At 60.3% G+C, this 24,864-nt stretch carries 24 protein-coding genes and 1 pseudogene; 15 read left to right on the top strand and 10 right to left on the bottom strand.

The genetic code is table 11. The annotated features are described in order from the left end of the window. The first annotated feature begins 90 nt into the window (after nucleotides 1–90). Together NKJ17_RS07190 and NKJ17_RS07185 are read left to right on the top strand one after the other, a co-directional pair. Nucleotides 91–798 carry a DNA methyltransferase gene (locus NKJ17_RS07190; protein WP_352687930.1) on the top strand — a complete coding sequence of 236 codons (708 nt, stop codon included), beginning with the start codon at nucleotides 91–93 and terminating at the stop codon, nucleotides 796–798. Then, the gene (locus NKJ17_RS07185) at nucleotides 798–1,823 is read left to right on the top strand and encodes a thiamine-phosphate kinase (protein ID WP_352687712.1); all 1,026 of its coding nucleotides are present in this window, start codon (nucleotides 798–800) and stop codon (nucleotides 1,821–1,823) included. Before NKJ17_RS07190 ends, NKJ17_RS07185 begins: the two co-directional genes overlap by 1 nt. Nucleotides 1,824–2,239: 416 nt before the next feature. Here the strand turns inward: NKJ17_RS07185 and NKJ17_RS07180 are convergent. The 3 genes from NKJ17_RS07180 to NKJ17_RS07170 all read right to left on the bottom strand — a co-directional run bounded on the left by NKJ17_RS07180 (nucleotide 2,240) and on the right by NKJ17_RS07170 (nucleotide 5,749). Beyond that, nucleotides 2,240–3,429, bottom strand: a protein-coding gene (locus NKJ17_RS07180) for an IS3 family transposase (protein ID WP_352687710.1) whose coding sequence is annotated in 2 segments (ribosomal slippage) — nucleotides 2,240–3,180 and nucleotides 3,180–3,429 — 1,191 coding nt in all. Because the reading frame shifts where the segments join, the coding sequence is not laid out codon by codon here. A gap of 294 nt (nucleotides 3,430–3,723) precedes the next feature. Then, nucleotides 3,724–4,800, bottom strand: coding sequence for an FAD-binding oxidoreductase (locus NKJ17_RS07175; RefSeq protein ID WP_352687708.1), 1,077 nt, complete (start codon nucleotides 4,798–4,800; stop codon nucleotides 3,724–3,726). A 91-nt stretch (nucleotides 4,801–4,891) separates the two neighbouring features. Beyond that, a complete protein-coding gene (locus NKJ17_RS07170; RefSeq protein ID WP_352687706.1) occupies nucleotides 4,892–5,749 on the bottom strand; it encodes a LysR family transcriptional regulator in 858 nt (285 codons plus the stop codon). 133 nt (nucleotides 5,750–5,882) lie between these two features. Between NKJ17_RS07170 and NKJ17_RS07165 the strand changes: the two genes are divergently transcribed. The 8 genes from NKJ17_RS07165 (at nucleotide 5,883) to NKJ17_RS07130 (ending at nucleotide 14,085) form a co-directional block, all read left to right on the top strand. Continuing rightward, the gene (locus NKJ17_RS07165; RefSeq protein ID WP_352687704.1) at nucleotides 5,883–6,965 is read left to right on the top strand and encodes an amidohydrolase family protein; all 1,083 of its coding nucleotides are present in this window, start codon (nucleotides 5,883–5,885) and stop codon (nucleotides 6,963–6,965) included. A gap of 11 nt (nucleotides 6,966–6,976) precedes the next feature. Further along, nucleotides 6,977–7,330, top strand: coding sequence for a Rieske (2Fe-2S) protein (locus tag NKJ17_RS07160; RefSeq protein WP_292653661.1), 354 nt, complete (start codon nucleotides 6,977–6,979; stop codon nucleotides 7,328–7,330). A gap of 113 nt (nucleotides 7,331–7,443) precedes the next feature. Further along, nucleotides 7,444–9,051: an ABC transporter substrate-binding protein gene (locus tag NKJ17_RS07155; RefSeq protein WP_352687702.1), complete on the top strand. Its 1,608-nt coding sequence runs from the start codon at nucleotides 7,444–7,446 to the stop codon at nucleotides 9,049–9,051. Between the two features lie 100 nt (nucleotides 9,052–9,151). Further along, nucleotides 9,152–10,198, top strand: coding sequence for an ABC transporter permease (locus tag NKJ17_RS07150; RefSeq protein WP_352507561.1), 1,047 nt, complete (start codon nucleotides 9,152–9,154; stop codon nucleotides 10,196–10,198). Next, nucleotides 10,195–11,079: an ABC transporter permease gene (locus NKJ17_RS07145; RefSeq protein ID WP_352687700.1), complete on the top strand. Its 885-nt coding sequence runs from the start codon at nucleotides 10,195–10,197 to the stop codon at nucleotides 11,077–11,079. Before NKJ17_RS07150 ends, NKJ17_RS07145 begins: the two co-directional genes overlap by 4 nt. Then, on the top strand, nucleotides 11,069–12,700 hold the full coding sequence (locus NKJ17_RS07140) for an ABC transporter ATP-binding protein (RefSeq protein WP_352687698.1): 1,632 nt from the start codon (nucleotides 11,069–11,071) through the stop codon (nucleotides 12,698–12,700). The genes NKJ17_RS07145 and NKJ17_RS07140 overlap by 11 nt, the downstream gene beginning before the upstream one ends. 253 nt (nucleotides 12,701–12,953) lie before the next feature. Continuing rightward, the gene (locus tag NKJ17_RS07135; protein WP_352687697.1) at nucleotides 12,954–13,739 is read left to right on the top strand and encodes a protein-L-isoaspartate O-methyltransferase family protein; all 786 of its coding nucleotides are present in this window, start codon (nucleotides 12,954–12,956) and stop codon (nucleotides 13,737–13,739) included. A 67-nt stretch (nucleotides 13,740–13,806) separates the two neighbouring features. Further along, nucleotides 13,807–14,085: an aromatic-ring hydroxylase C-terminal domain-containing protein gene (locus tag NKJ17_RS07130; protein WP_352687695.1), complete on the top strand. Its 279-nt coding sequence runs from the start codon at nucleotides 13,807–13,809 to the stop codon at nucleotides 14,083–14,085. A gap of 191 nt (nucleotides 14,086–14,276) precedes the next feature. Here the strand turns inward: NKJ17_RS07130 and NKJ17_RS07125 are convergent, their stop codons facing one another. Continuing rightward, entirely contained in the window at nucleotides 14,277–15,026 is a 750-nt protein-coding gene (locus NKJ17_RS07125; protein ID WP_352687693.1) for a phosphatidylglycerophosphatase A family protein, read from the bottom strand. Between NKJ17_RS07125 and NKJ17_RS07120 the strand changes: the two genes are divergently transcribed. Then, nucleotides 15,025–15,651, top strand: coding sequence for a CDP-alcohol phosphatidyltransferase family protein (locus NKJ17_RS07120; protein WP_352687691.1), 627 nt, complete (start codon nucleotides 15,025–15,027; stop codon nucleotides 15,649–15,651). The genes NKJ17_RS07125 and NKJ17_RS07120 overlap by 2 nt on opposite strands. Nucleotides 15,652–15,707: 56 nt before the next feature. Here NKJ17_RS07120 and NKJ17_RS07115 read toward each other — a convergent pair whose 3' ends face one another. Next, entirely contained in the window at nucleotides 15,708–16,727 is a 1,020-nt protein-coding gene (locus NKJ17_RS07115; protein ID WP_352687689.1) for an LLM class flavin-dependent oxidoreductase, read from the bottom strand. 184 nt (nucleotides 16,728–16,911) lie between these two features. Here NKJ17_RS07115 and NKJ17_RS07110 point away from each other — a divergent pair. Next, nucleotides 16,912–17,321, top strand: a pseudogene (locus NKJ17_RS07110) (type II toxin-antitoxin system VapC family toxin). A 22-nt stretch (nucleotides 17,322–17,343) separates the two neighbouring features. Here NKJ17_RS07110 and NKJ17_RS07105 read toward each other — a convergent pair. The 5 genes from NKJ17_RS07105 to NKJ17_RS07085 all read right to left on the bottom strand — a co-directional run bounded on the left by NKJ17_RS07105 (nucleotide 17,344) and on the right by NKJ17_RS07085 (nucleotide 21,562). Then, nucleotides 17,344–17,550, bottom strand: coding sequence for a hypothetical protein (locus tag NKJ17_RS07105; RefSeq protein ID WP_352687687.1), 207 nt, complete (start codon nucleotides 17,548–17,550; stop codon nucleotides 17,344–17,346). Nucleotides 17,551–17,567: 17 nt separating this feature from the next. Continuing rightward, nucleotides 17,568–18,710 (bottom strand): DegT/DnrJ/EryC1/StrS family aminotransferase, encoded by a 1,143-nt coding sequence (locus NKJ17_RS07100; RefSeq protein ID WP_352687685.1) that lies wholly within the window; start codon nucleotides 18,708–18,710, stop codon nucleotides 17,568–17,570. A gap of 253 nt (nucleotides 18,711–18,963) precedes the next feature. Beyond that, nucleotides 18,964–19,887, bottom strand: a complete 924-nt coding sequence (locus NKJ17_RS07095; RefSeq protein WP_352687683.1) for a carbohydrate kinase family protein — start codon at nucleotides 19,885–19,887, stop codon at nucleotides 18,964–18,966. Further along, the gene (locus NKJ17_RS07090) at nucleotides 19,884–20,330 is read right to left on the bottom strand and encodes an RbsD/FucU family protein (protein ID WP_352687681.1); all 447 of its coding nucleotides are present in this window, start codon (nucleotides 20,328–20,330) and stop codon (nucleotides 19,884–19,886) included. The genes NKJ17_RS07095 and NKJ17_RS07090 overlap by 4 nt, the downstream gene beginning before the upstream one ends. A 2-nt stretch (nucleotides 20,331–20,332) precedes the next feature. After that, nucleotides 20,333–21,562 (bottom strand): ROK family transcriptional regulator, encoded by a 1,230-nt coding sequence (locus NKJ17_RS07085; RefSeq protein WP_352687679.1) that lies wholly within the window; start codon nucleotides 21,560–21,562, stop codon nucleotides 20,333–20,335. A 266-nt stretch (nucleotides 21,563–21,828) separates the two neighbouring features. Here NKJ17_RS07085 and NKJ17_RS07080 point away from each other — a divergent pair, with 266 nt between their 5' ends. The 3 genes from NKJ17_RS07080 to NKJ17_RS07070 all read left to right on the top strand — a co-directional run bounded on the left by NKJ17_RS07080 (nucleotide 21,829) and on the right by NKJ17_RS07070 (nucleotide 24,807). Further along, nucleotides 21,829–22,806: a sugar ABC transporter substrate-binding protein gene (locus NKJ17_RS07080; RefSeq protein WP_502906530.1), complete on the top strand. Its 978-nt coding sequence runs from the start codon at nucleotides 21,829–21,831 to the stop codon at nucleotides 22,804–22,806. Between the two features lie 154 nt (nucleotides 22,807–22,960). Next, nucleotides 22,961–24,022, top strand: coding sequence for an ABC transporter permease (locus tag NKJ17_RS07075; protein ID WP_352479482.1), 1,062 nt, complete (start codon nucleotides 22,961–22,963; stop codon nucleotides 24,020–24,022). A 2-nt stretch (nucleotides 24,023–24,024) separates the two neighbouring features. Continuing rightward, nucleotides 24,025–24,807 (top strand): ATP-binding cassette domain-containing protein, encoded by a 783-nt coding sequence (locus tag NKJ17_RS07070; RefSeq protein ID WP_254819893.1) that lies wholly within the window; start codon nucleotides 24,025–24,027, stop codon nucleotides 24,805–24,807. The last annotated feature ends 57 nt before the right edge of the window (nucleotides 24,808–24,864 follow it).

Genomic DNA, 24,864 nt, shown 5'->3' with positions numbered 1-24,864 from the left:
CGGATAGCGAGGGATTGGGGAGAGCTCGGTGTAGCTCAACCATCTACAGTCCAATCCTCAAAGTGGTATATGCCTTCCACCGGGGAGGCTTTGAGCAAACTCTGGGCAATGACCTTAACGACTGAGGACGGCCCGGGACAGACGATCGCGAAGGCGTGCTTTTCGGCAATATTACTCCCTTCATGTCGCGAGGATCGTCATTGGGGATATGTGTGCGACAACAGTCAGCCAAAATCATTCAGAGAGCCGGATGCTAAAGCACTATTTCTCACTTCTCTACACAGGCTGGCAGCTGCATATGTGGACCGTGATGAACAGACCGGGTCCTCGGCATTTCCTGCTGCCCGGATTATCAAGGAGGATGCTGCCCAAGCATTGAGGCGCTTCGACCACGACACAGTTGACTGTGTGGTAACGTCACCACCTTATTTTGGGGTTGCAGACTACGTTAAGGCACAGCGGCTTTCAATGGAATGGTTCGGAGAAGATATTGAATCTGTGCGAAAAACGGAGATTGGAGCGCGGAGTAAACGGCATCGGAATCGTGCACTTGACGAATATATAGCCGAACTGACCGCTGTTTTTGTAGAGGTTCACAGAGTGATGCGTCCAGGAGGGATAGCAACAGTTGTCTTCGGGCAGTCACCATCCCGCGCTGACGCTCAAGAAACGTTTAAAGATGCGCTGCTTTGGATTGGCTTCTCCGTCGAAAAGGAGATGATCCGGCAAATCCCAGTAGGTCGACGGCAAATGCCAAGTGTCGTGCGTGAGACGGTTTTCATCCTCGGAAAAAATTGATGAAACTGAAAATGGGAGATCTGGGTGAACGTCGAATACTCAGAGAGATTATCCCAAAGTATGTATCTTCCGTTGGAGATGATTGTGCGTCCATTGCCGTCTCGCAGCCTTACGTAGTAATAACTACCGATCCAGTACCTAGGCCCGCTGCTCAGGTGATAGGCGGGAATGGCGATCTCTTCTGGATGGGTTGGTTGCTAGTAACGATAAATGCCTCTGACGTAGCCGCTGCTGGCGCACGTCCAAGCTCCTTCCTCGCAGCCCTTGATTTGCCTACTGAGCTGGCAATCGAAGACTTTGAACGACTTCTGCTAGGAATATCCAAATCATGCGGGGCAAATGGTCTCCGCTACGCTGGCGGAAATCTAAGGGAAGCTGACACAATTAGCGCCGTCGGCACTGCTATGGGGGTCTCCGAAACGCCTCCTCTGACAAGACGTGGGGCTCAACAAGGCGACCTTTTAGTGGTGGTGGGACACGGCGGGCGGTTCTGGGCTGATGTCGAAGCTATGCGCATGGGACGGAAGCTAGTTCCTGAGCACAGCCCTGTTTTTGCGCCTGTGTCGCAGTCAAACCACATGTACCTTCTGCATGAGCAGGGACTTATACGCTGCGCTACGGACACTAGCGATGGCCTAGCGCCGAGCCTAGTTGAACTTGCTCAAGTGAATGGCATGACACTTCAAGTACGACTTGAACCGATGAGGAGAGAATCCGCTATACCGCATATCCGAGAGGAACGTTTCTGGATGGGATGGGGTGATTGGACTGTACTCGCTGCTGTACCTCCGAGGGCGCTAACTGCTCTTGAACAGACCCTAAGGGGAATCGGGTCGGCCTGGACAGTGATCGGTCATTTCGAAGCAGGCGTCCCATCGGTGTGGCTTCACGACGGCAGCGATCGTTGTGCTCTCGGTCGGCTGGAGTCAGAGCGATTCGCCGCTGATTCCTGGTTCAAGCTTGGGATCGAGGAGTATAGACGAAGGCTGCTAGAATTTCCTTTGCCGGGCGATGTCGCTGCTTGACCGGGTTCGCCGCAGCGTAACGAGGCTTGGTGCAGTGATACCATCCCTGGCCGTCAATAGGTTTCAAGCATGCGCTGATAGAGGCTGTCGACGTGGTTCGTTGTTTGCGTAGCTGAATGCCCAGATTTCAATGATTGCAAACTCCATCACACTAACTTTGGAGCGGGCAGTTGATATGGCAGAGCCGGTGCAGGTTTTGTGGGAGAATTTGTAGCGGCACAATTGAATCCAAAGGCCGCCAATCCGAGCCCCGACCACGCAAGCGTCAGTCCTTGCAGTAACCTGCTGCGAATGGAATCGCGGCGAGGTCCGCGCCAGTAGGCAACGGTTTGATTTATTGGAAAACGGCCGCGTCTGCGGCAGCTGCACAAGCTCGTGGGGCTGTGTCATTGACGAGGTGACGTTGCCCCCAGTTTCTATCCAGTTTTGAGTTCGTTTCCGGCGTGGGTTGTGCCCTGCTGGGCGGGTGAAGCGACGGGCGCTGGCGCGGAGCCTTTGGCATAGCGCAGCGCGAGCGACCGTCGCGGATTGAAGGTGGTGGCGAACTCGGCCGGTGTCTGCCAGGCGATTTGGGAATGCGGCCGCGCGGTGTTGTAGTCGGCGCGCCACAGGGCGATGGCGACGCGTGCCTGAGCCAGCGAAGTAAACAGCGTCTCGTTGAGCAGTTCATCGCGCAGTCGGCCGTTGAAGCTCTCGATGAAGCCATTCTGCATCGGCTTGCCGGGCGCAATGTAATGCCATTCGACGCGGTTCTGATCCGCCCAGGAGAGGATGGCGTTCGAGGTGAACTCGCTGCCATTGTCGCTGACGATCATTCTCGGCCGGCCGCGCTCGGTGATGAGCTGGTCCAATTCTCGGGCAACCCGCATGCCCGAGAGAGACGTATCAACGATGAGTGCCAGGCACTCTCTCGTGCAGTCGTCGACGACGGCCAGGATGCGGAAGCGGCGCCCGTCGGTGAGCTGGTCCGATACGAAGTCGAGCGACCAGCGCTCGTCGGGCCTCAGCGGCACCAGCATCGGCGCCCTGGTCCCGATCGCCCGCTTGCGGCCGCCACGGCGACGAACGGCGAGCTTCTCCTCCCGATAGAGCCGGAACAGCTTCTTGTGGTTCACGACCAGGCCCTCCCGCCTCAGCATCACGAGAAGACGCCGGTAGCCGAACCGGCGACGCTCCTGCGCGATCGCCTTCATCCGCTCGCGAAGCTCGCGGTCGTCCGGCCTGCTGGTCTCGTAGCGAACCGTCATGCGGCAACAGCCGATGGCTTTACACGCCCGCCGTTCGCTCATCCCGAAGCCTTCCTTCAGGCGAGCGACAGCTTTCCGCTTGGCCGCGGGCGTCACCATTTCTTTCCCACAAGATCCTTCAACGCGGCATTGTCGAGCATGGCGTCGGCCAGAAGCCGCTTCAGCCGCGTGTTCTCGTCCTCCAGAGCCTTCAGTCGCCGAGCCTCGGAGACATCCATCCCGCCGAAGCGGGCCTTCCAGTTGTAAATCGAGGCGTCGCTGACCCCGTGCTTGCGGCACAGATCGGCAACCGATACCCCGGCCTCATGTTCCTTCAAAATTCCGATGATCTGCTCTTCAGAGAAGCGGCTACGTTTCATGTCCTGGTCCTCTCGATGGGCCAGAACGAACTTCAAACCGGATTAGATCAGAGGGGCAAGGTCAGAGTAGCTGCGAAGGATCCGGCTGGGCTGACCACCACTTGCCTTTGTCTTGGTTGCAAAGGCAGCCAATTGGGCACCCATCCCTTGGCGATCATGTACAAAACGATCTCGCTGATGAAAGTGGTAGGCGGAAAAACAGGTTCCGAAACGCTAATCACTTGCGGTCGCATTAGTATGGCTTGGTCGTGGAATGCAAAGGCTGACCCGATGTCGTCCCGCGATGCGGTACAATCAGAGATCAAGCAAAACGTCGCCTTGTGGGCGGCTGCAGCACGCCAGGACGTAGCCTGCCGATTTGTCCTCCAAGGTCAGCCCGCCTACGTCATCCATGACGACTTCGCCGGACAGCTTGGCGATCCGGCACGTACCGCAAACTCCCTGCTGGCAGGCGGTCGGGACGTAGACGCCACATTGGCGCGCCGCTTCGAGCAAGGTCTCTCCAGGCGCGCAGTGATGCGCAATGCCGGAGCGGGCGAAGCGGACCGAAGACGAAATCTCTGAAGCCAGTACCGAACGCGAATTGTTGCGGCCTCCGAAGCTCTCCTCATGATACTGTGAAGGGGCGAGGCCGATTGCGGCCAGGCAGCCGCGTGCCGCCTTCATGTAGGATTCCGGCCCACAGGCAAAAACGGTGCGGCTGTGGAGATCGCGAACCAGGTTCAGGAGCATCTGACTGTTAATGCGTCCGGTTGGACCGGTCCAGGCTGGGTCTTCCTGACTGCAAATGCAAGTCACTTGAAGATTGGGAAAGCGAGCGGCAAGTGCGTCCAGTTCGAGCCGAAAAATGATGTCGTCCGGCGTTCTCGCACTGTGAATGAAGTGGATATCCTGGTCGGCTGCGCGGTCGGTAAGTGCCCGCAGCATCGACATGACGGGAGTTATCCCGCTGCCACCCGAAAGGAAAAGGGACTTTCCGTGCGGCAGATCGTCGAGATTGAACGAGCCGAGCGGCCCTTCGATCTCGATCCCATCGCCGGGCTTCAAATTGTCATGCAGCCAATTCGAAACGAGCCCGCCCGGCGTTCGTTTCACGGTAATCTGCAGGTCGAGCGGTCGCGTCGGCGGTGACGAAACAGAGTAGGAGCGCGTCACTGCGGCACCGTCGATCGTAAGGTGCACCAGAACATACTGGCCAGCGCCGAAGCAGAACATCCGATCTGAAACGGCTGTGAGAACGAATGTTTTCACATCGTGCGTTTCGTCGATCACGCGCCGGCAGAGCACAAGTTGCGGCGTGCTCTGTGCCCACTGCCGATGACGCTTCGTCGGGACGAAGCCGGAAGGCCCAAAGGCGGCGTGTGCGTTCATCATTCAACTCGGGTTTGAAGTCGAGCCAAGATGCCATTTCAAAACCCGCTGAACAGCCGCGCAATCCTACCTTTATGATCGGCAATTTCGATTAAACTTCCAGTGACATGACAGCCACCTGGAGAGCTCGGATGCCTTTGCGAATAATGGGTTCGTGTTTGCGGCGCGCAAGTATCGCGGTATGGACTGGCTGGTGCAGCGTCGGCGCTTCCTCGACGAGGAACGATGGAAGTTCAGCTGTGAACCTGCGCGCATCATCGCTGCGCATGTAGCAGGTGCCGCCCGTTCGCCGCAGCATGATCTCCGCGAGAGTTTCCGATCCCGTCGAAAGCCGGCAGATCGCCAGCTGGGCAAGCAGTTCTGCGTGCGTCTTTTCTAGCACGGCGGTGTAGCCCGGGCGAATGTAGGTTTCAGGATCGACGTCGGACAGCGTTCTGGCAGCCGTCGAAACCATCACATATTCCTCGACCATCAGATGTTCGTAGGCGATCTCAGGCAGGTAGCGAGGCGCATAAAGCACGGCGATATCCAGATTTCCCATGCTTAGGTCGCTGACCATCTGGTTCGAATAATCCGACTCGACATGGATCGAGGATTTGGGAAGCGCTTGGCACAGTGTCTCTACCCATCCCGGCAGGACCGAGCGGGTCATGCCCACCTGTGCGGCGATGCGTAGCGTGCCCTCGAAACGGTTGAACGCTCGCACATCGTGTCGAGCTTGCGACCAGGTCGACAGCAGGGATCTGGCATAGGCTTCGAACCGCCGCCCTGCGGCTGTCGGCTCAGCACCGGCGCGCCCGCGCTGAAAGAGCTCCGACCCGATCGCACTCTCCAGATTCTTGATGCGGGTGCTGATCGTCGACTGGGTCAATCCCAACCGATCGGCGGTGCGGTTGAAGTTTCGCGACTCGATGATGTCGAGAAAGGTTTCGATGTGATCTAGCTGCACGCGACCTCCGATCGAAAAAGTCGATCATATTGCGCAGGATCATAAGCTTGATCAAACAATACTCAAGGCCGAAGCTGCACTCGATGAAATCGGCCGGCAGATCGACCAGGCTGAAGCTACGGAGCTGAGCAACGTGTTCATAGTCGACTGCGATTGTCACAATTACTGGTCAAGCGCGACCGTATTGGAGCCTTACCTTTCAGGCCTATGGAAGGACATGTTCGTTGAAGGTGAGAAGACAGGTCCCGTTGGCGCCTTTCCGCATGGCCATCGTCCCTGGTTTCATCCGCAGGACTTCTCCCGCAAGGACGTCCGTCCGAAAACGGAAGCCGACAACTATCTCATCATGAAGGAGAAGCACCTCGACAAGTATAAGGTCGATGTGGCGATCCTGACCGGCGATGAGCCGATCGAGGCTTCCACTCTCGCCAATCCCTATTATGCCAGCGCCCTCGTCAGCGCCTATAATGACTACCAGATCGACCAATGGCTGCCGAAGGACGATCGCTTCATGGGCTCGATCATCATCGCGCCACAGGATCCGAAGCTCGCGGCCGCCGAGATACGCCGCCTGAGCAATCATCCGCGCATGGTTCAGGTTCTTGCCTCGCAAGGCTCCGTCAAGCCCTATGGCGATCCGTTTTACCATCCGATCTACGAAGCATGCGCCGAGGTGGGGCTGCCCTTTGCCATACATCTGGGCGGCCATGGCGGCGTGAATTCGACTGCGATTGCTCCGGCCCCGACGACATTCTTCTGGGAGACCCATGCCATCCTGCACATGTCGGCGATTTCGCATGTCGCAAGCATGATTGCGCATGGCGTCTTCGAAAAATGGCCGGACCTCTACTTCGTGGTCATCGAATGCGGCGTCGCCTGGGTGCCGTCGGTGCTGTGGCGCCTGGACGCCGATTACAAAGCCCTACGCAAAGAGACGCCATGGCTGAAGATGCTGCCTTCCGAATATTGCCGGCGCAACATCCGCTTTTCCACGCAGCCGCTGGAGCAGCCCGCAAATATTCAGCATCTCTGGTCCACTCTCGAGGCGATGGACGGGGAAAACACGCTGATGTTTGCCTCTGACTATCCGCATTGGGACTACGACGATGCCAACACGCTGCAAATCCCTCCTGCCTGGAAGAGCAAGATCATGGGGCTGAACGCGCTGGAGGTCTACAAGCGCATCCCCCGCGCGCAAGCGGCGAATGCCGCCTGAGGAAGCACACGATGCCCGAGAAGACATACATCTGCAGAGTCGACGAGATCGAAACTGGATCTCCCTTCATCGCCAAGATCCGCAGCCTTTCGGTCGGCGTTTTTCGCATCGGAGATTCATTCCACGCGCTGCTGAATGTTTGTCCGCACCGTGGAGCTCCGCTTTGCGAGGGGCCGCAATGCGGAACAACTGCACCGGTCGAAGAGGCGCAATTCATCTATCACCGCGAAAACGAGATCGTGCGCTGCGCCTGGCATGGCTGGGAATTCGACATCAAATCAGGCGCGGCCCTGGTCGATCCGTCCGTTCGCGCGCGCACATTTCCAGTCACTGTCGAGGCGGGCAGCATCTATGTGACGGCCTGATTGAGGTGCGGATTTGAGCAGTCAGAAGAAAGGGTGATCGCAGCTAACAAGCAGATTTCTACACAGGGTGCGTGACGAACAATAACGCGGAAAATCCGCAATGGGAGAGTCAAATGTCAGAATCTGAATACAAGCTTGGTATCGCTCAAAGCCTGATTGGTCGCGGCAAGATTTCCCGTCGCGACTTCATTCATCTTGGGCTGGCCGCTGGGCTGACGCTCACCGCTGCGGACAAGCTCTTCGTCAGCACGGCGCGGGCCGAACCGCTTCAGGGCGGCTTCGCCAAGCTGGGCATGGCACATGGCGCAACGACAGATTCGATCGATCCAGCCGGCTACCTGGATACGTTCACACAGACCGCGTTCTCGGGCTCGATGTCCAACAGCCTCACCGAGGTCGACGCGAAAGGCAACGTCCAACCGGACCTTGCCGAGAGCTTTGAATCGTCGGACGGGGCCAAAACCTGGGTCTTCAAGCTACGCAAGGGCGCAACCTTCCACAATGGCAAGAATGTCACGGCGGACGACGTCGTGGCTTCGCTGCGCTATCATATGGGCGACGAAACCAAATCGGCGGCGAAGCCGCTGCTTGAGCCCGTGGCGAGCATCAAGGCGGATGGCCCGGAGACGGTTGTCTTCACGTTGAAGAGCGGCAACGCCGATTTCCCCTACATCATGAGTGACTACCATCTGGTCATCATGTCGGCCAAGGACGGCAAGGCGGATTGGGGATCGGGCGTTCGCACCGGAGCTTTCGTGCTCGAGAATTTCCAGCCCGGCGTTTCGGCCAAACTCAAGCGCAATCCGAACTATTTCAAGAACGGCAAACCCTACCTCGATGAGGTGGAGTTCATCGCCATCACCGATCTCGCCGCCCGCATGGCCGCGCTATCGACAGGGGAGGTGGACTATATTGGCCGCGCCGACCTCAAGACACTCGGCATGCTGAAACGCAACCCCAAGGTGGAGATCGTCGAGGTCACCGGCTATGGCCACTATACCTTACCGATGAATGTCACGATGGCGCCGTTCGACAATCCGGACGTCCGAATGGCTTTGAAATGGGCGATCAACCGTCAGGAGATCGTCGACAAAATCTTTCTCGGTCACGCCACCGTGGCCAACGACAACCCGATCGCGCCGGCGATCAAATTCGCCACCAATCCGCAGCCGCAGCACAGTTTCGATCCGGAAAAAGCCAAGCATTACCTGAAAAAGGCAGGAATGGAAAAACTGAAGGTGGACCTCTCGGTCGCCGATGCCGCTTTTGCAGGCGCGGTGGATGCGGCTGCGCTCATCCGCGAGACGGCAGCCCAGTGCGGCATCGACGTAAACGTCGTACGTGAGGCCGAGGACGCCTACTGGGACAACGTCTGGCTCAAGAAACCTTGGTGCGCTTCGTATTGGAGCGGTCGCGCGACAGCCGACTGGATGTTCACGCAAGCCTTTGCCGCAGACTCCAGCTGGAACGAGTCGTTCTGGAAGAATCCCCGCTTCAACGAGTTGCTTGTCCAGGCGCGCGCCGAAACGGACGAGGCCAAGCGGGCGGCAATGTATGCCGAGATGCAGCAACTGACCCATGATGATGGCGGCAGCATCGTGCTGGTCTTCAATAATTTCGTCAGCGCCAAATCCAACAAGCTCGCACATGGCGAAGTGGCGCCGAACTGGGAGAATGATGGATTGAAGATGGCCGAACGCTGGTGGATCGCCACTGCGTGAGATTGCGGGCCGGACCCGCGATGGCTATTGGGCTCCGGCTTGCAGCCGCGGGCCCTGCCTGGTGTGGCAGGGCAGCGACGGCAACGGGAAACGCGTGCAAATGAACCCCGTCGCAAGAACGGTCCTGCAACGCCTTGGCCTCGGCCTGGTCACGCTGTTCATCGTGTCCATCATTATCTTCTCTGCGATTGCAATGCTGCCGGGCGATTTCGCCAAGGCGATGCTCGGGCAATCCGCGACACCCGAAACGGTCGCCGCCTTCCAGCGAGAAATCGGCATCGACCGTCCGCCTGTCGAGCGCTACTTCGTCTGGGTCGGGCAAATGCTCCACGGTGATTTCGGCTCTTCATTCGCCAGTCGCACCGGGTACCGGCGTACCGTCGCCGAGATCATCGCGCCACGCCTCTACAATACGATGTTCCTTGCATCGATGACCGCGCTGATTGCAGTTCCGCTAGCCCTGGGACTGGGCATCCTCGCTGCGCTCTACCGCAATGGCTGGTTCGACCGGCTGGTGAACGCAGTGACGCTGACAACGATTTCGTTCCCGGAGTTTTTCGTCGCCTATATGCTTGCCTATCTCGTCATCTCGCGCGACACGTTCATCGGATCCGAGTTCGCACAATCACTGCCACACTGGCTTGCGGTCTCATTGAACTGGATACTCAATGCAGTTCCCAAGTTCCCGACATTGTCGAATGTGAACGACCAGACGCCGTTTTGGGAGCATGTTTGGAGAGTAGCCTTGCCGGCGATCACGCTTACGCTCGTCATCGTCGCCCATATGATGCGCATGACACGAGCGGCGATCATCAACATGCTGGCAAGCCCCTATATCGACATGGCGCGTCTCAAGGGAATGTCGCCCATGACAATCGTACTCAGGCATGCGTTGCCCAACGCATGGGCTCCGATCGTCACTGTGGTGGCGTTCAATCTGGCTTATCTCGTCGTCGGAGTGGTCGTGGTCGAAGTGGTGTTCGTCTATCCCGGCATTGGTCAGCTGATGGTTGATGCGGTCAAATCCAGGGATGTTCCGGTTGTCCAGGCCTGCGCCCTGATTTTCGCGGCGACCTATATCCTCCTCAATCTAACAGCCGACATCATTTCCATCGCCACCAATCCCAGGCTCCTGCATCCACGATGACCAGCTACGAACCCGTCGCTCAGGTTCACAGGCTGAGGCGCTCGCGCGTCACCCGGGCCAAAACGGCGCTGAAGAAGGCACCCTTCAGTGCCTGGTTCGGCATCCTCGTGATCATCGGCTATGTCATCGTTGCGATCTTCGCGCACTGGATCGCCCCATATGGCGAAACGCAGGTCTTCAGCGAAGCCTTCGCGCCGTGGAGCCAGCAGTTCAAATTGGGAACCGACCAGCTCGGCCGCGATATGCTCACACGCTTGATTTATGGTGCGCGCAACACCATCGGTATCGCCGTCGCGACGACACTGTTGTCCTTCGCAGTCGGCGTCTCGCTAGGCCTTCTAGCCGCATTGTACAGAGGATGGCTCGACCAGATACTGTCGCGTGCGGTGGACGTGTTGATGTCGATCCCAAGCCTGATCTTCGCCCTGGTGCTGCTTTCGATCTTCGGCTCGTCGATCACCAGCCTGATAATCATCATTGCGCTGCTCGATTCCACCCGTGTCTTTCGGCTCGCACGCGCTGTCGGGCTTAACGTGGCAGTAATGGAATACGTCGAAGTGGCGCGATTGCGCGGCGAAGGCCCGAAATGGATCATCGCCAAGGAAATCCTTCCCAACGTGATGCCCCCGCTGGTCGCGGAATTCGGCTTGCGATTTTGCTTCGTATTCCTCACGATCGCGGCACTGTCCTTCCTGGGCGTCGGTATTCAGCCACCGACCGCCGATTGGGGATCGATGGTGCGCGAGAATGCGACCCTGATCACCTACGGCGATGTCACGCCGCTGCTGCCGGCCGGCGCGATTGCCCTCCTCACTGTCTCCGTGAATTTCGTCGTCGACTGGTTCCTCCACGCAACAAGTGGGTTGCGGGATGAAAAATAGCGCCCCCGGATTGCGCGAAAAAGGCAAGGATCTGCTTCAGATCCGCAATTTGCATGTGGAGGGTTTCTCGGATGAGCGGTGGCACCCCATTGTCCGCGGGGTCGATCTGGCGCTGAAGCGGGGGGAGGTTCTTGGCCTGATCGGCGAGTCAGGTGCCGGAAAATCCACCATCGGCCTCGCCGCGATGGGCTACGCCAAGCCGGGCTGCCGGATCACAAAGGGCTCGATCCTGTTCGAGGGTATCGATCTTCTGGCAATCAGCGAAACAGGACGTCGCCGCCTCCGAGGCTCGCGCATCGCCTATGTCGCGCAAAGCGCCGCGGCCTCTTTCAATCCAGCCCACCGACTCCTCGATCAGACTGTCGAAACTGTGGTGGCTCATGGGATTGCCAGCCGAGAAAAAGCGAACCGGAGTGCGGTCGATCTCTATCGCCGTCTTCAGCTTCCAGATCCGGAGACCATCGGCTTTCGCTATCCTCATCAGGTTTCCGGCGGACAGTTGCAACGGGCAATGACCGCGATGGCAATGGCTTGCCATCCGGACCTCATCGTCTTCGACGAACCAACGACAGCGCTCGATGTGACGACACAGGTCGAAGTTCTCGCCTCCATTCGCAATATCGTGGAGGAATTCAACACAGCTGCAATCTATGTGACGCATGACCTGGCGGTGGTGGCGCAAATGGCGGACCGCATCATGGTTTTGCGCCATGGACTTACCGTGGAGGAGGCAGAAACGCGCCAGATGCTCGCCTCGCCCAGCCAGGAGTATACCAGAACGCTCTGGGCCGTGCGCAAGCTCGCAAAGCCCGAAGTTCCGGCCGATGACTATCTGCTCACGATAGACAACGTCACGGCGGCCTACGGCCGAGCGGTCAAGGTGCTCCAGGATGTCTCCATCAAAGTTCCACGTGGAAGAACAGTGGCCGTGGTCGGCGAATCCGGTTCCGGGAAATCGACGCTCGCCCGCGTCGTTACCGGCCTGCTGCCACCGCTTTCGGGGTCGATTTCCTTTGCCGGCCAGACCCTTTCCAAGACCCTGAAGACGCGCCCAAAAGAGATCCTGCGCCGCATACAGATGATTTATCAAATGCCCGACAACGCACTAAATCCGCGCCAGACGGTCGAAGAAGTCATAGCACGGCCGCTTGAGTTCTATCTTGGCCTCCAGGGTGCGCAGAGGGACCGGCGGATCGACGAACTCATGCACATGGTCGAGATGAGCGAAACTTACCTTGACCGTCTGCCGGCCGAACTATCGGGGGGTCAGAAGCAGCGCGTTTGCATCGCTCGGGCCTTGGCCGCCGACCCGGAACTCATTATCTGCGACGAAATCACGTCCGCGCTCGACCAGATTGTGCAAGAGGAAATCCTGAAGCTGTTAATGCGGCTTCAGCGCGACTTCGGCATGAGCTACATTTTTATCACCCATGACATTGCCACCGTGCGGGCCATAGCCGACGAAATTGTGGTCATGCACCAGGGTAAAGTCGTTGAGCAGGGATTAAAGAGCGAAATTCTCACGCCGCCGCATGCCCCCTATACCGAACGGCTTTTATCCTCGGTGCCGGAAATGGATCCGGACTGGCTTACAAGGCTGCTCGCCAGCCGGAGGATGTGATCGTCGGGCAGAGTGTTCTTCCATATCGCCAGGACTTATAGGCTTCGCGGTGGGCGCTGGGCGAAGCAGCGGTCGATCGCACAGCGCGCAGCACCCGTCCATACGAGGATGGCGAGCCTTTGCCGCCGTTCGGCTTTCTGAAACGATGGTTGAATACGCGCAATTCGGGAGCCAATAGTCCATGCCAACAAGAAGCGATGCTAGTGAAGCGCGCCGGTGGTTTGCCGAAGACCTGCGTGTCTCGTCACCGGTCTTGCACAACCCTGCGGTCATCGAGGCCTTCGCAAAGGTTCCGCGCGAACACTACCTTGGCAACGGGCCATGGCGTATCCATTCGAGATTGCAGATCGGGGCGGTCCATACCAGCCCTTCAGCCGCAGTTCATGAGATTTACCACGACGTTCTGGTCTCACTTGACGAAAAGCGCGGATTAAACAGCGGTTTGCCGTCGCTTTGGGCCTTGGTTTTCGACCATGTGAACATCGCTCCCGGCCAGACCGTCCTTCAGGTAGGCGCCGGTGTCGGCTATTTCACCGCCATCCTCGCTGAACTGACGGGTTCTGAAGGACGCGTGATTGCCTATGAGATCGACGAAGAACTCGCCCGGCGCGCGCAAAGCAATCTTGCTCATTATGCCCATGTCGAAGTGGTATCCGGTGATGCAACGCAGGCAGTTGATCTGCCGGACCTCGATGTCGTTGTCGCCTTTGCCGGAGTGACGCACGTGCCGGAACGGTGGCTTTCAAATTTGTCCGACGCTGGCCGGATGGCGCTGCCGTTCACGGGCGAAGACCAACGAGGCTTCATGATGCTTCTGGAAAGGGCTGGCGATACCTTTCCCGTACGGCCACTTGTGCCATGCGGGTTTTACCCCTGCAGCGGAGCCAGGCGCAGTGACGAAGAAAAGGCCTTGAAGGCTGCCCTGAAGGCAGCCCGAGGCAAAGTCACCGGTCTTGCGCAATATCATCGAGGCCGACCGGCAAACGGCATCGAGAACGCTTGGCTGGTGACTGAGACGTACTGGATTTCGAAGGCCTAGAGATCGACATCAATGTCGCGTGTCGCCGTCGTAGCGTGCGGCACGGCTTTCCAAGGGCGATCCATCCGTGGGGAGCAGTCCTGGGCATTGTCATTGCGTCCGAAATTTCCCCGGTCCGCGCGTGGGGATTGCAGCCGCGGTCCTGGCCGGCTGCAGCACAGGCTTCCTCTTGTCCGACGACCGACCAGACCCACGCGGGGTTGAAAGCGGCGGTGCTGTCTTGGTCAGGCCGGACGGCTTTGTCGCGTGGCGGTCATCGCACGGTGTGCCGGATCCCGTACAGGTGCTGATCGAAACACTTGACGGGTTTGGTTTCCGCACGCAGGCACACGAACACCATCGGTGAGCGGCGGATGCCTTCTGCGTTCCGACGCCCCGGGCGCGGACAGCCAGCGCACGAAGCCCGGCCGCTACGACTCCCTGCCGATGCCATCACCTGGAATGGCCGCGATCCTGTGGCTTCGCATGGTCCGGTCTCCCCCTTGCGGCGCTAAACTCCGATGGACCACCGTGGCCTTGGCAGACCGAATGTCGCCATTACCGCAAATGGTCAATCAAACCGTTCAGCAGGAGCAGCAACGCCGCAGCCACGACAGCCGCGGCAGCGTCGTCCAGCATGATGCCGGCCCCACCCCTTACCTTGTCATGCATGATTCGGATGGGCCAAGGCTTGACGACGTCGAAAAACCGGAAAGCAAGGAAGCCTGCTGTCCACCAGAGTGGGTCGATCGGAAGCATGGAAAGTGTCACGGCGGCGCCGAAGGTCTCATCGATGACGACGATCTGCGGATCCTCCGTCCCGGTACGGGAGATGACATGCGACGACGCCCATACGCCGACGGCGAACAGGGCCGCATAGGCAAGCACGGTCAGCCAAGGCGATGCAGCTATCAGAGCTGCGGCAACAGCCACTCCAACCATTGCGCCGGCCGTGCCCGGCCATATTGGAGATAATCCCGCGCCAAGAGAGGTCGCGAGCAGGTAGGCAAACTTGGGTGAGAATTTATGCATCGAGTTTCGGCCGGCTTCCGACGGATGGCAAGCGATCATAGTCACATCGTTCGGGTGCGGCCGCCAGACCGCCGGTCGATTTGCTCCGTCAGCTTTGGCGAGCGCCTTAATCCGCCGGCCGCATCCGCCAAAAGAAATCGCTGTTGCGGCCGGTTGAGAACGTTGCTGAGCCAGTTCTCCGTCTGCGTTGACCAAGTCGAACGGTGGCGACGGTGGAACAAACCCGCAAATTGCTGGTAAAGCTCGGCGAAACGACATCATCAGAGGAGCCGCCATGATCGCCGGTCTCATGAAAAGTCGCATCGACCCGCTATGGGAGCAGGCCGCCTCTCCGCTGATCGGGATCGGCATGACGCCGAACCAGGTTACGGCCAGCGGGCTCGTGCTCGTCGCTGTGTCGTCGGCGGCCTACGTCTACCACCAGTCAAGCCTTGCCTTTGGCCTTTGCCTGGCGTTTGCCTTCACCTTCGACGCGCTGGACGGTGCGGTCGCCCGCCGAACAAATATGAGCACCAAGGCCGGTGGCTATTTCGACGCTGTCGTCGACCGCTATCAGGAATTGGCCGTCTTTGCGGCTATCGGCTGGGTCGCCGATCTGTGGGCGATCGCAATGTTCGCGTTCGCCGGCGGGATACTCACAAGTTACGCCAAGGCGCGGACGGCGCTGGAAATCCCTGTGGAAAACCATGGTTGGCCGGATTTCTTCGAGCGGATGGAACGTTTGGTTTTCATTTGCGTGCTGCTCGCCGCCGACGGAGTCGCGGAGGCCATGGGCGCGGCTTCGCCCTGGATTCTGGCGGGTGGGTTCGCACTTTACGCAGTGCTGGCCAACGCCACAGCGCTGCAACGGATCAGTCGCGCATTCGCGATGCTGAAACGAGCCGACGGAAAGCAGCCGTGAGACCGCTAGGAACGCGGGCATCGTATCGACGCCGTGGCTTTTCCAACAAAGTCGCGTCAGCGCCAGCCCAAGCCAGGGGCGACATGGGTCAGGATCGCCTCGATGACGTGGGCATTATAGTCGACGCCGAGCTGATTGGGGACGGTAAGCAGCAGCGTATCGGCCTCGGCGACGGCTTCGTCGCCTTTTAGCTGTTCGATCAGGACGTCCGGTTCGGCGGCATAGGAGCGGCCGAACACGGCGCGTCTGTCTGCCTCGATGTAACCGAAATGATCTCCGCTCTGGTTGCCGCCGAAATAGGCCCGGTCGCGATCGTCGACCAGCGCAAAAATGCTCCGGCTGACCGACACCCGCGGCTCGCGCGTGTGTGCGGCCGCCTTCCAGGCCTCACGAAAAGCCCGGATCTGTTCGGCCTGCTGGATGTGAAACGGCTTTCCCCCCTCATCGAATTTGAGCGTGGAGCTCTGCAGGTTCATCCCCAATTTCGCCGCCCATTCGGCGGTGGCGTTTGTGGCGGCGCCCCACCAGATGCGCTCGCGCAGGCCCTCCGAGTGCGGCTCGACGCGAAGCAGGCCAGGCGGGTTGGGAAACATCGGCCGCGGGTTGGGCTGCGCAAAGCCTTTGCCCAGCAACACTTCGAGCAGCACTCCGGTGTGTCTGCGGGCCATGTCGGCATCGCTCTCGCCCTCTTGCGGGGCGTAGCCGAAGTAGCGCCATCCCTCGATTACCTGCTCCGGCGAGCCGCGGCTGATGCCCAGCTGCAGACGCCCTCCGGCGATTAGGTCGGCGGCACCGGCGTCCTCCGCCATATAGAGCGGGTTCTCGTAACGCATGTCGATCACCGCCGTGCCGATCTCGATTCGGCTGGTCTTCGCCCCAACCGCTGCCAGCAGCGGGAAGGGCGAGGCGAGCTGGCGCGCGAAGTGATGCACGCGGAAATACGCGCCGTCTGCACCCAGCTCCTCGGCCGCGACGGCCAGCTCGACGGACTGCAAAAGCGCGTCGGCTGCCGTCCGGGTCTGTGATTGCGGCGAGGGCGTCCAGTGCCCGAACGAGAGGAAACCAATCTTCTTCATGAAATAGCCAGCCTAGAGGGAAGACAGTGCAGACTATGCTTCGACGCGGAGCAAAGCACTTCAAAAATGTTGCCCTGACGGCACTCTTGAAAGCCGCTCCGGCCGATTTGGGAGTGAGGGCAGGCGACGAGTTTTGGCAATGCAGAAGCACATGTGCTACCCGAAAATGGACGCGTGGCGAGGTGTGACGCTGGTCGACACCAACGTTCTGCTCAATCTTGTCACCAATGATCCGAACTGGGCGGATTGGTCGATCGCCCAGCTTGAGGCGCAAAGCCTGAATGGACCGCTGTTGATCAACGATGCTGTCTATGCCGAGTTGGCTTTCCGATACGGGGCGCATCGAGGATCTCGACGCGTTTCTTGACAAAGCTGTCTCGAAATCGCTCCGATACCATAGGCAGCACTGTTCCTCGCGGGAAAGGTCTTTACCCAATACTACGCGAGATCGAGCGGGTTGAGCACCGGCGTGCTGCCTGACTTCTTCATCGGCGCGCCCATGCCGCGGTCAATGGGCTGCCGCTGTTCACGCGCGATGCTGGTCGCTATCGCACCTATTTTCCATCACTCAAGCTGATCGCACCGAACTCGTGAATAGCCCGCCGAATAGGGTCCGCTAGGAAGGCGCCGCGAATGCGAGCACTATCGAGATGATGATCAACAGCGGCCCCATCCATTTAATATGGGTTCCAAAGTTGGTCCACCATGCCTGCCGTTGGCCGGGGCGAGCTTGAGAGGGGTCCGAGAAAAATCCGAAGCCGACGCCAGCCATCCACAACCCGGCGCAGAACATGATGAACTCGTCGATGTAATCCGCGACCACGCTTCGAAGCTTTCGAATTATGCCGCCGCTACATGCGCCGAATTCGAGCCGATATAGTTACGGATCGTTTCGATGATCCGGTCCTGGTCAGCCTCGCTCAGATAGGGATGCATCGGCAGGCACAGGATGCGCTTCGGCAGCTCTTCCGAAACGGCAAGGCCGGTCGGGGTGCGCGGATAATCGCGATAGGCAATCTGGCTGTGCAGCGGTTTCACATAGTAGATGACCGACGGAATGCCCTTTTCACCGAGATGTGCCTTGAGCCCGTCGCGTTTCGGCGTTTCGATGGCGTATTGCGCCCAGGCCGAGCGGCCGCCGCCCAGATTGCGCGCCGCCTTGACGATATCGCCGAGACCTTCGGCATAGCGATTGGCGACCGCTTGCCGCGCCACCATCTCGTCCTCGAGGATGGCCAGCTTCTCTATCAGGATCGCCGCCTGAAGCGTGTCGAGCCGTGAATTGATGCCGACGCGGACATTGTCGTATTGCGTTTCGCCTTTGCCGTGAAAGGCGAACGAGCGCAGCTGTTCGGCCAGCGCATCGTCATTGGTGAACATCGCACCGCCGTCGCCATAGCAGCCGAGCGGCTTTGCCGGATAGAAGCTGGTCGAGCCGACGGTGCCGAACGAGCCGCACATTTTGCCGTCGGCCGAGCCCCCGGTCGCCTGGGCCGCATCCTCGATGACCATCAGGCCTTCGCGATCGGCGATGGCCATGATCGCCTCGTAATCGGCGGCGAGGCCGAACAGGTCGACGGGAATGATTGCCTTCGGCCTCAGCCGGCCTTCCGCCTTGATCATGGCGATTGCTGCCTCGAGGCTGGCGGTGTCGATATTGTAGCTGTGGGCATCGACATCGACGAACACCGGTTCGGCCTTGGTCAGCGCCACCACTTCGGCCGTGGCGGCAAAAGTGAAGCTCGGCACGAACACCGCGTCGCCCGGGCCGATACCGGCGGCAAACAGCGGCAACAGCAGCGCGTCGGTGCCGTTGGCGCAAGCGACCACGTGCTTGGTGCCGATATAGGCGGAGAGCTTGTTTTCGAATTCGGTGACCTGAGGTCCGAGGATATAGCGGCCTTCGTCGACGACCCGGTCGATTGCCGCTTTCAGCCTGTCGCGGATGCGTTCGCGCTGCGCGCCAAGATCGATGAACTGCATGTCGGCCTCAAACGGTTTAGTCAGATAACCGGCCGCTGGTAGCAGACTTGGCACGGCCGAGAAAGCCGCAGGGCAAAACCCTGAATTGCTCAAATGTCGCAGCCTGTTACCGCTGACTTCCGACCTGCTCTCTTAAACGCGGGGAAATCCGGGCTTCGGCCGGCTCGATATGGACCTTCACAGCCGGTCCCGCCGGGTCGACGAAACATAAAGTGATCGCGGCAGGCAGGTCCGTGAGCGTGTTGCCAGCCGGTCAGGCGATTTCATGCCGCCATGGCGGGTTGGCGCCGGCCCGCGAGACCGTCACAGCCGCGGCTTTCGCACCGAGCGTCAGCGCCTTATGGATGGCTTCTTCCGGCAGGCTGGCGATTGCCGTCTTCGACAACAGGCCCTGTTCGTGCAAGGAGGCAAGGATGCCGGCATTGAATGTGTCGCCGGCGCCGACCGTATCGACCACCTCGACCTTGTCCGGCACGACCGTGACCCGGTGCCGGCTGCTGTAACCGACCGCGCCCTCGCTGCCGTGGGTGACCACGATCAGCTTCGGACCGCGGTCCAGCCAGTTGCGCACGACGTCCTCATGCGAGCCGGCTTCGCCGAACCAGTTCAGATCCTCGTCCGACAATTTGACGATGTCGGCCATCGCCATCATGCCGCGGATGCGCCTGAGGTGCTTGGCCTTGTCGGGAATGAAGTTTGGCCGGATGTTGGGGTCGAGCATCATCACGCGGCGCTCATGCTCGCGTCGCATGAACTCTTCATAGGCCGACCCGGCCGGCTCCGAGATCAGGCTGATGGCGCCGAACAGCATGGCCTCGATCTCGCTGCCGAGTTCCGGCAGGTCCTCGATGGTCAGCATGCGCCCGGCGGTGTTCTCGTCATAGAAGGTGTAGGTCGCCTGGCCGTTGTTGAGCCGCACGAAGGCGAGCGTAGTCGGGCGCGGCGAGGTGTGTGCATAGGTGGAACTGATCTTGCTGGCTCCCAGCGCCTCCCTGAGCTGGCCCCCGAACAGATCCGACGACAGGCCGGAGAAGAAGGCAGCGGGCGCGCCGAGCCGGCCAAGCGCAATTGCCGAGTTGAAGACGGCACCGCCGACATAGGGCGCAAAGGCCGACTCGCCCTCCGTCGTGGTCCTCGGCAGCATATCGATGAGGGCTTCGCCACAGCAGAGGATCATGAAGTCTTGCTTTCCGGCGGGTAGATCACGCCCTTGCGAATGATGATGTTGGCATAAAGCCGCGGCTCGCTCGTCGCGACGATCGCGTGTGCGGCCTTGACCCGTGCATAAAAGTCGGCGCCGGCAAGCGCAACCAGCTTGCGGCCCGGCGCATGCCTGGCGCAGATCGCTTCCATCTCATGGTGAACCGGATCGGCGAGCAGGGGATCGCCTTTGGCCGAGGCGCGAAACAGCGCCTGCGGCACGGCGTCGTCGACCGGCAACACGCTCAGTACCGCATCGAGCACCGGGACGAGATGATGACCGTCGGCGCGGATCAGCCGCTGTGCCTGCTGCTCGGCCGGGTAGTTGCCGTCGACCAAGGCGATCTCGTCGCCATGGCCCATGGCGCGCAATATCGCCAGAAACTCCGGGCCGAGCAGCGCCGGGATGCCGATCAGCATGCTCAGAAGCTCCGGGAAATCGTGGTCGAACCGATGAGGAAGCGCTCCGACAGCGGCAGACTGGCGCCACCCAGCGCCCGCGCATGAATGCCGACGGTTCCCTCGCGAATGGCCGGCAGCCTCAGGCCCTCGCCGTCGATCCGGCCGATGGCCTGGATGACGGCATCGACAAGCCGCCTGCGCACGGCAATCGGCATCCACCCGTCGATCACCGCGGCTTCGAAATCAATGACGGAGGACGCCGAAACGATGGCATAGGCTAGCGCCTGCGAGGCGCTGGCGATCCAGTCATCGAGCTCGGCGCCGATCTCGCCCCAGTCCCCCGGTGATGTCCACAGATGCGAGGCCTCGATGCCGCGCGCGTTGAGCGCCTTTTCCAGCATGGCGATCGACGCCACGTCGATCAACTGCGTCGGCTTGCCGTCCGGCCCGGGCACCGGCATCGAGCCCAGCGCGCCGGCATTGCCGGTTGGGCCGCCAAACAACCGGCCGTTCAGCACGATGCCGCCGCCGGCAAAGGCGCCGATATAGAAATAGACGAAATCGCGTGCCGCGCCCGCCGCGTGGCCGAACACGAGCTCGGCACCGCAGGCCGAGGTGGCGTCGTTCTGCAGATAGACTGGAAATTCGCATTGCGCCTGGATGTCGGCGCGGATGTCGCGATGGCGCCATTCGTCCATGATTTCGCGCGGTGCGCCCGCGGTATCGGCCCAGTTCCACAATTCGAACGGCATGGCGATGCCAAGCCCGGCAATGCGCTTATCCTGCGCCGGGGTGAGCTCGCCGCGCATCTTGTTCATGCCGCCTGTGACGAATTCCACCGTCTCGCGCGGGGCAGGGTAGCGGTAGGAATGCTGCAGCATCGAGCGTACGTTGCCGAGGAAATCGATCAGCACCAATTCGGCGCTGCGGCGGCCGATCTTCAGGCCGATGAAATAGGCACCGTCGGGATTGAGCGCCATGGGTATCGAGGGCTGGCCGATCTTGCCGCGCAACGGCGCCTGGCGGACGAGCAGGTCATCCTCCTCCAGCTCGCGCATGATCACCGAGACCGTCTGCGCCGAAAGGCCGGTCATGCGTGCAATGTCGGATTTGGCCAGGCTGCCATGCTGGCGCACCAGCGACAGCACCAGCCGCTCATTGTGGTCCCGCATGCCGCTTTGATTGGTGCCGCGGTACAGACGGCTTTCGGCCGCATTGGGCGAACCGTGCCTCGTAACGCCGGTCTCCACCCTGTTCCTCCGTCGTTTCCCCTCAATGCTTTTGGTCTAGAGTGGGTGAACAATCCTGCGTTGTCAATAATAAATAAGAGTGATTTAATTATTGACAGTGCTGGCGGACTGGTGTCTCTTGGGATCGGCGCCGATGCTGGGAGATTTCGTCGGACGCGCTGCAGATGTCGGTTGGCCGGCATCCTAAATGGTTCCATGGGAGGAAAATCGTGACCACGTCAAAACTGTTGAAATCCACCGTGTTCGCCGCGGCCGGACTGAGCCTGATGGCCTTTGCGTCGACGGCGTCGGCCGCCGGGGTCGGCGCCTGCTTGATCACCAAGACCGACACCAATCCCTTCTTCGTCAAGATGAAGGAAGGTGCGACGGCCAAGGCCAAGGAGCTTGGCGTCGATCTCAAGACTTACGCCGGCAAGATCGACGGCGACAGCGAGAGCCAGGTTGCTGCAATCGAGAGCTGCATCGCCGACGGCGCCAAGGGTATCCTCATCACCGCGTCCGATACCAAGGGCATCGTGCCGACGGTGAAGAAAGCGCGGGACGCCGGGCTGTTGGTGATCGCGCTCGACACGCCGCTTGATCCGATCGATGCGGCTGACGCGACCTTCGCGACGGACAATCTGGAAGCCGGCAAGCTGATCGGCGCATGGGCCGCCGCGACACTCGGCGATAAGGCCAAGGATACCAAGATCGGCTTCCTCGACCTGACGCCGTCGCAGCCGACGGTGGACGTGCTGCGCGACCAGGGCTTCATGATGGGCTTCGGCATCGACGTGAAGGACCCCAACAAGATTGGCGACGAGGACGACCCGCGCATCGTTGGCCATGACGTGACGAACGGCAATGAAGAGGGCGGCCGCAAGGCGATGGAGAACCTTCTGCAGAAGGACAACACCATCAACGTCATCCACACCATCAACGAGCCGGCAGCTGTCGGTGCCTACCAGGCGCTCAAGGCCGTCGGTCTCGAAAGCCAGGTGCTGATCGTCTCGGTCGACGGTGGTTGCCCCGGCGTGAAGTCGGTCACCGAAGGCGTAATCGGCGCTACCTCGCAGCAATATCCGCTGCAAATGGCGGCGCTCGGCATCGAGGCGATCGCCACTTTCGCCAAGGACGGGACGAAGCCGAAGCCGACCGAAGGCAAGAACTTCTTCGACACCGGCGTCAACCTTGTCACCGACAAGCCCGCCAACGGTGTGAAGTCCATCGACACCAAGGAAGGCCTCGCCAAGTGCTGGGGCTGAGGCTGGCCTGACCGGCAACAGATCGCGATCGGCCGGGGCTTGATCCCCGGCCGCTCAGGGTGGACGATGTGCCGGTCTAAACGCAAATAGTCCCGGCGGCAGACCGGAAGGCGTGGACGGCGTTGGCTCTTGGCTGAAGCCCAGGGGAGGAAACATGTCTCAAGCACAAGAATTCGAAAAAGTTCTATCGAGCAGCGACACAAGCGTCGCCGCGTTCGACGAGCATAAATCGGCCGTCAAGCGCGCCCAGCATTTCCTGCATTCCACGCCGGCAGCGGTGCCGCTGATCGTGCTGGTTCTGGCGATAATTATCTTTGGCATCACCATCGGCGGGCGTTTTTTTTCATCCTATACGCTGACGCTGATCCTTCAGCAGATCGCCATTGTCGGCATTCTGGGCGCCGCGCAGACTCTGGTAATCCTGACCGCCGGCATCGACCTGTCGATTGGCGTGATCATGGTGATTTCGGCTGTGATCATGGGCAATTGCGCGGTCAGCTACGGTATGCCGGCCGTGCTCGCGGTGGCAATCGGGCTTGTCGCTGGTGGCGCATGCGGCCTGCTCAACGGGGTGTTGGTGGCCTACATGAAGCTGCCGCCATTCATCGTGACGCTAGGCACCTGGAACATCGTCATGGCCACCAACTTCATCTACTCGGCCAATGAGACGATCCGCGACACCGACGTCGACGTTCAGGCGCCTCTGCTGCACCTGTTTGCCTTGAGCTTCAAGGTCGGCACGGCCGTGCTGACGCTTGGTGTCATTGCCATGGTCGTTCTCGTGTTGGTCCTCTGGTACGTGCTCAACCACACCGCGTGGGGCCGCCATGTCTATGCGGTTGGCGACGATCAGGAGGCCGCGAAACTGTCGGGCATCCAGACGAAGAAGGTGCTGGTGACGGTATATGCTCTTGCCGGGCTGATCGCCGCCTTCGCAGCCTGGGTCTCCATCGGCCGCAATGGCTCGATCTCGCCTTCCGCCGCCGTGACCGACTACAATCTTCAGGCCATCACCGCGACGGTGATCGGCGGTATTTCGCTGTTCGGCGGGCGCGGCTCGATCCTCGGCACGCTGTTCGGCGCCATGATCGTCGGCGTCGTCTCGATGGGCCTCAACATGCTGGGCGCCGATCCGCAGTGGAAGGTGCTGCTCACCGGCGTGCTGATCATCGGCGCCGTGGCGATCGATCAATGGATCAGAAAGGTTTCGGCATAGCCATGACGCAGGAACCCATCCTCACCGCGCGCAGCCTGGTCAAGCGCTACGGTCGCGTCACCGCACTCGACAATGCCGATTTCGATCTCTATCCGGGCGAAATCCTTGCCGTCATCGGCGACAATGGTGCCGGCAAATCGTCGCTCATCAAGGCGATTTCCGGCGCGGTCGTGCCCGATGAAGGTGAGATCCGGCTTGAAGGCAAGCCCGTTGCCTTCAAGTCGCCGATGGAGGCCCGCGAGGCCGGCATCGAGACCGTCTACCAGAACCTGGCTCTGTCGCCGGCGCTGTCCATCGCCGACAACATGTTCCTCGGCCGGGAGATCCGCAAGCCGGGGTTCCTCGGCGAATGGCTGCGCATGCTCGATCGCCCGGCGATGGAAAAGCGCGCCCGCGACAAGCTCACGGAGCTTGGCCTGATGACCATCCAGAACATCAGCCAGGCCGTGGAAACGCTTTCCGGCGGCCAGCGGCAGGGTGTGGCGGTGGCGCGCGCCGCCGCCTTTGGCAGCCGGGTGGTGATCATGGATGAGCCGACGGCGGCACTTGGCGTCAAGGAGAGCCGCCGCGTCCTCGAACTGATCCTCGACGTGAAGAAGCGAGGCCTGCCGATCGTGCTGATTTCACACAACATGCCGCATGTCTTCGAGGTGGCCGACCGCATCCACATTCATCGGCTTGGCCGTCGCCTGTGTGTCATCGATCCCAAGCAGCATACGATGTCCGACGCCGTCGCCTTCATGACCGGCGCCAAGGTGCCGCCGGAAGCGGCGCTGGCAGCTTGAGCAAGAGCTTGAGGCCCATCGCCGAGGAACCCGAACGCGCTGTTTCCAAATGCCAAA

This window comes from Mesorhizobium sp. M0208 (assembly GCF_040322015.1).
Classification (GTDB): Bacteria; Pseudomonadota; Alphaproteobacteria; order Rhizobiales; family Rhizobiaceae; genus Mesorhizobium.
The sequence above is the reverse complement of the archived record's forward strand: the minus strand, read 5'-3'. Positions and strand labels throughout refer to the sequence as shown.

What these genes read in the sequence shown, in the direction of transcription:
- NKJ17_RS07125 (WP_352687693.1), bottom strand. Translation starts at nt 15,026, where the DNA reads ATGGCGGCTCCTCTGATGATGTCGTTTCGCCGAGCTTTACCAGCAATT.
- NKJ17_RS07090 (WP_352687681.1), bottom strand. Translation starts at nt 20,330, where the DNA reads ATGCTGATCGGCATCCCGGCGCTGCTCGGCCCGGAGTTTCTGGCGATA.
- NKJ17_RS07120 (WP_352687691.1), top strand. Translation starts at nt 15,025, where the DNA reads ATGATCGCCGGTCTCATGAAAAGTCGCATCGACCCGCTATGGGAGCAG.
- NKJ17_RS07075 (WP_352479482.1), top strand. Translation starts at nt 22,961, where the DNA reads ATGTCTCAAGCACAAGAATTCGAAAAAGTTCTATCGAGCAGCGACACA.
- NKJ17_RS07115 (WP_352687689.1), bottom strand. Translation starts at nt 16,727, where the DNA reads ATGAAGAAGATTGGTTTCCTCTCGTTCGGGCACTGGACGCCCTCGCCG.
- NKJ17_RS07095 (WP_352687683.1), bottom strand. Translation starts at nt 19,887, where the DNA reads ATGATCCTCTGCTGTGGCGAAGCCCTCATCGATATGCTGCCGAGGACC.
- NKJ17_RS07070 (WP_254819893.1), top strand. Translation starts at nt 24,025, where the DNA reads ATGACGCAGGAACCCATCCTCACCGCGCGCAGCCTGGTCAAGCGCTAC.
- NKJ17_RS07100 (WP_352687685.1), bottom strand. Translation starts at nt 18,710, where the DNA reads ATGCAGTTCATCGATCTTGGCGCGCAGCGCGAACGCATCCGCGACAGG.
- NKJ17_RS07185 (WP_352687712.1), top strand. Translation starts at nt 798, where the DNA reads ATGAAACTGAAAATGGGAGATCTGGGTGAACGTCGAATACTCAGAGAG.
- NKJ17_RS07160 (WP_292653661.1), top strand. Translation starts at nt 6,977, where the DNA reads ATGCCCGAGAAGACATACATCTGCAGAGTCGACGAGATCGAAACTGGA.
- NKJ17_RS07155 (WP_352687702.1), top strand. Translation starts at nt 7,444, where the DNA reads ATGTCAGAATCTGAATACAAGCTTGGTATCGCTCAAAGCCTGATTGGT.
- NKJ17_RS07150 (WP_352507561.1), top strand. Translation starts at nt 9,152, where the DNA reads ATGAACCCCGTCGCAAGAACGGTCCTGCAACGCCTTGGCCTCGGCCTG.
- NKJ17_RS07145 (WP_352687700.1), top strand. Translation starts at nt 10,195, where the DNA reads ATGACCAGCTACGAACCCGTCGCTCAGGTTCACAGGCTGAGGCGCTCG.
- NKJ17_RS07175 (WP_352687708.1), bottom strand. Translation starts at nt 4,800, where the DNA reads ATGAACGCACACGCCGCCTTTGGGCCTTCCGGCTTCGTCCCGACGAAG.
- NKJ17_RS07140 (WP_352687698.1), top strand. Translation starts at nt 11,069, where the DNA reads ATGAAAAATAGCGCCCCCGGATTGCGCGAAAAAGGCAAGGATCTGCTT.
- NKJ17_RS07080 (WP_502906530.1), top strand. Translation starts at nt 21,829, where the DNA reads ATGGCCTTTGCGTCGACGGCGTCGGCCGCCGGGGTCGGCGCCTGCTTG.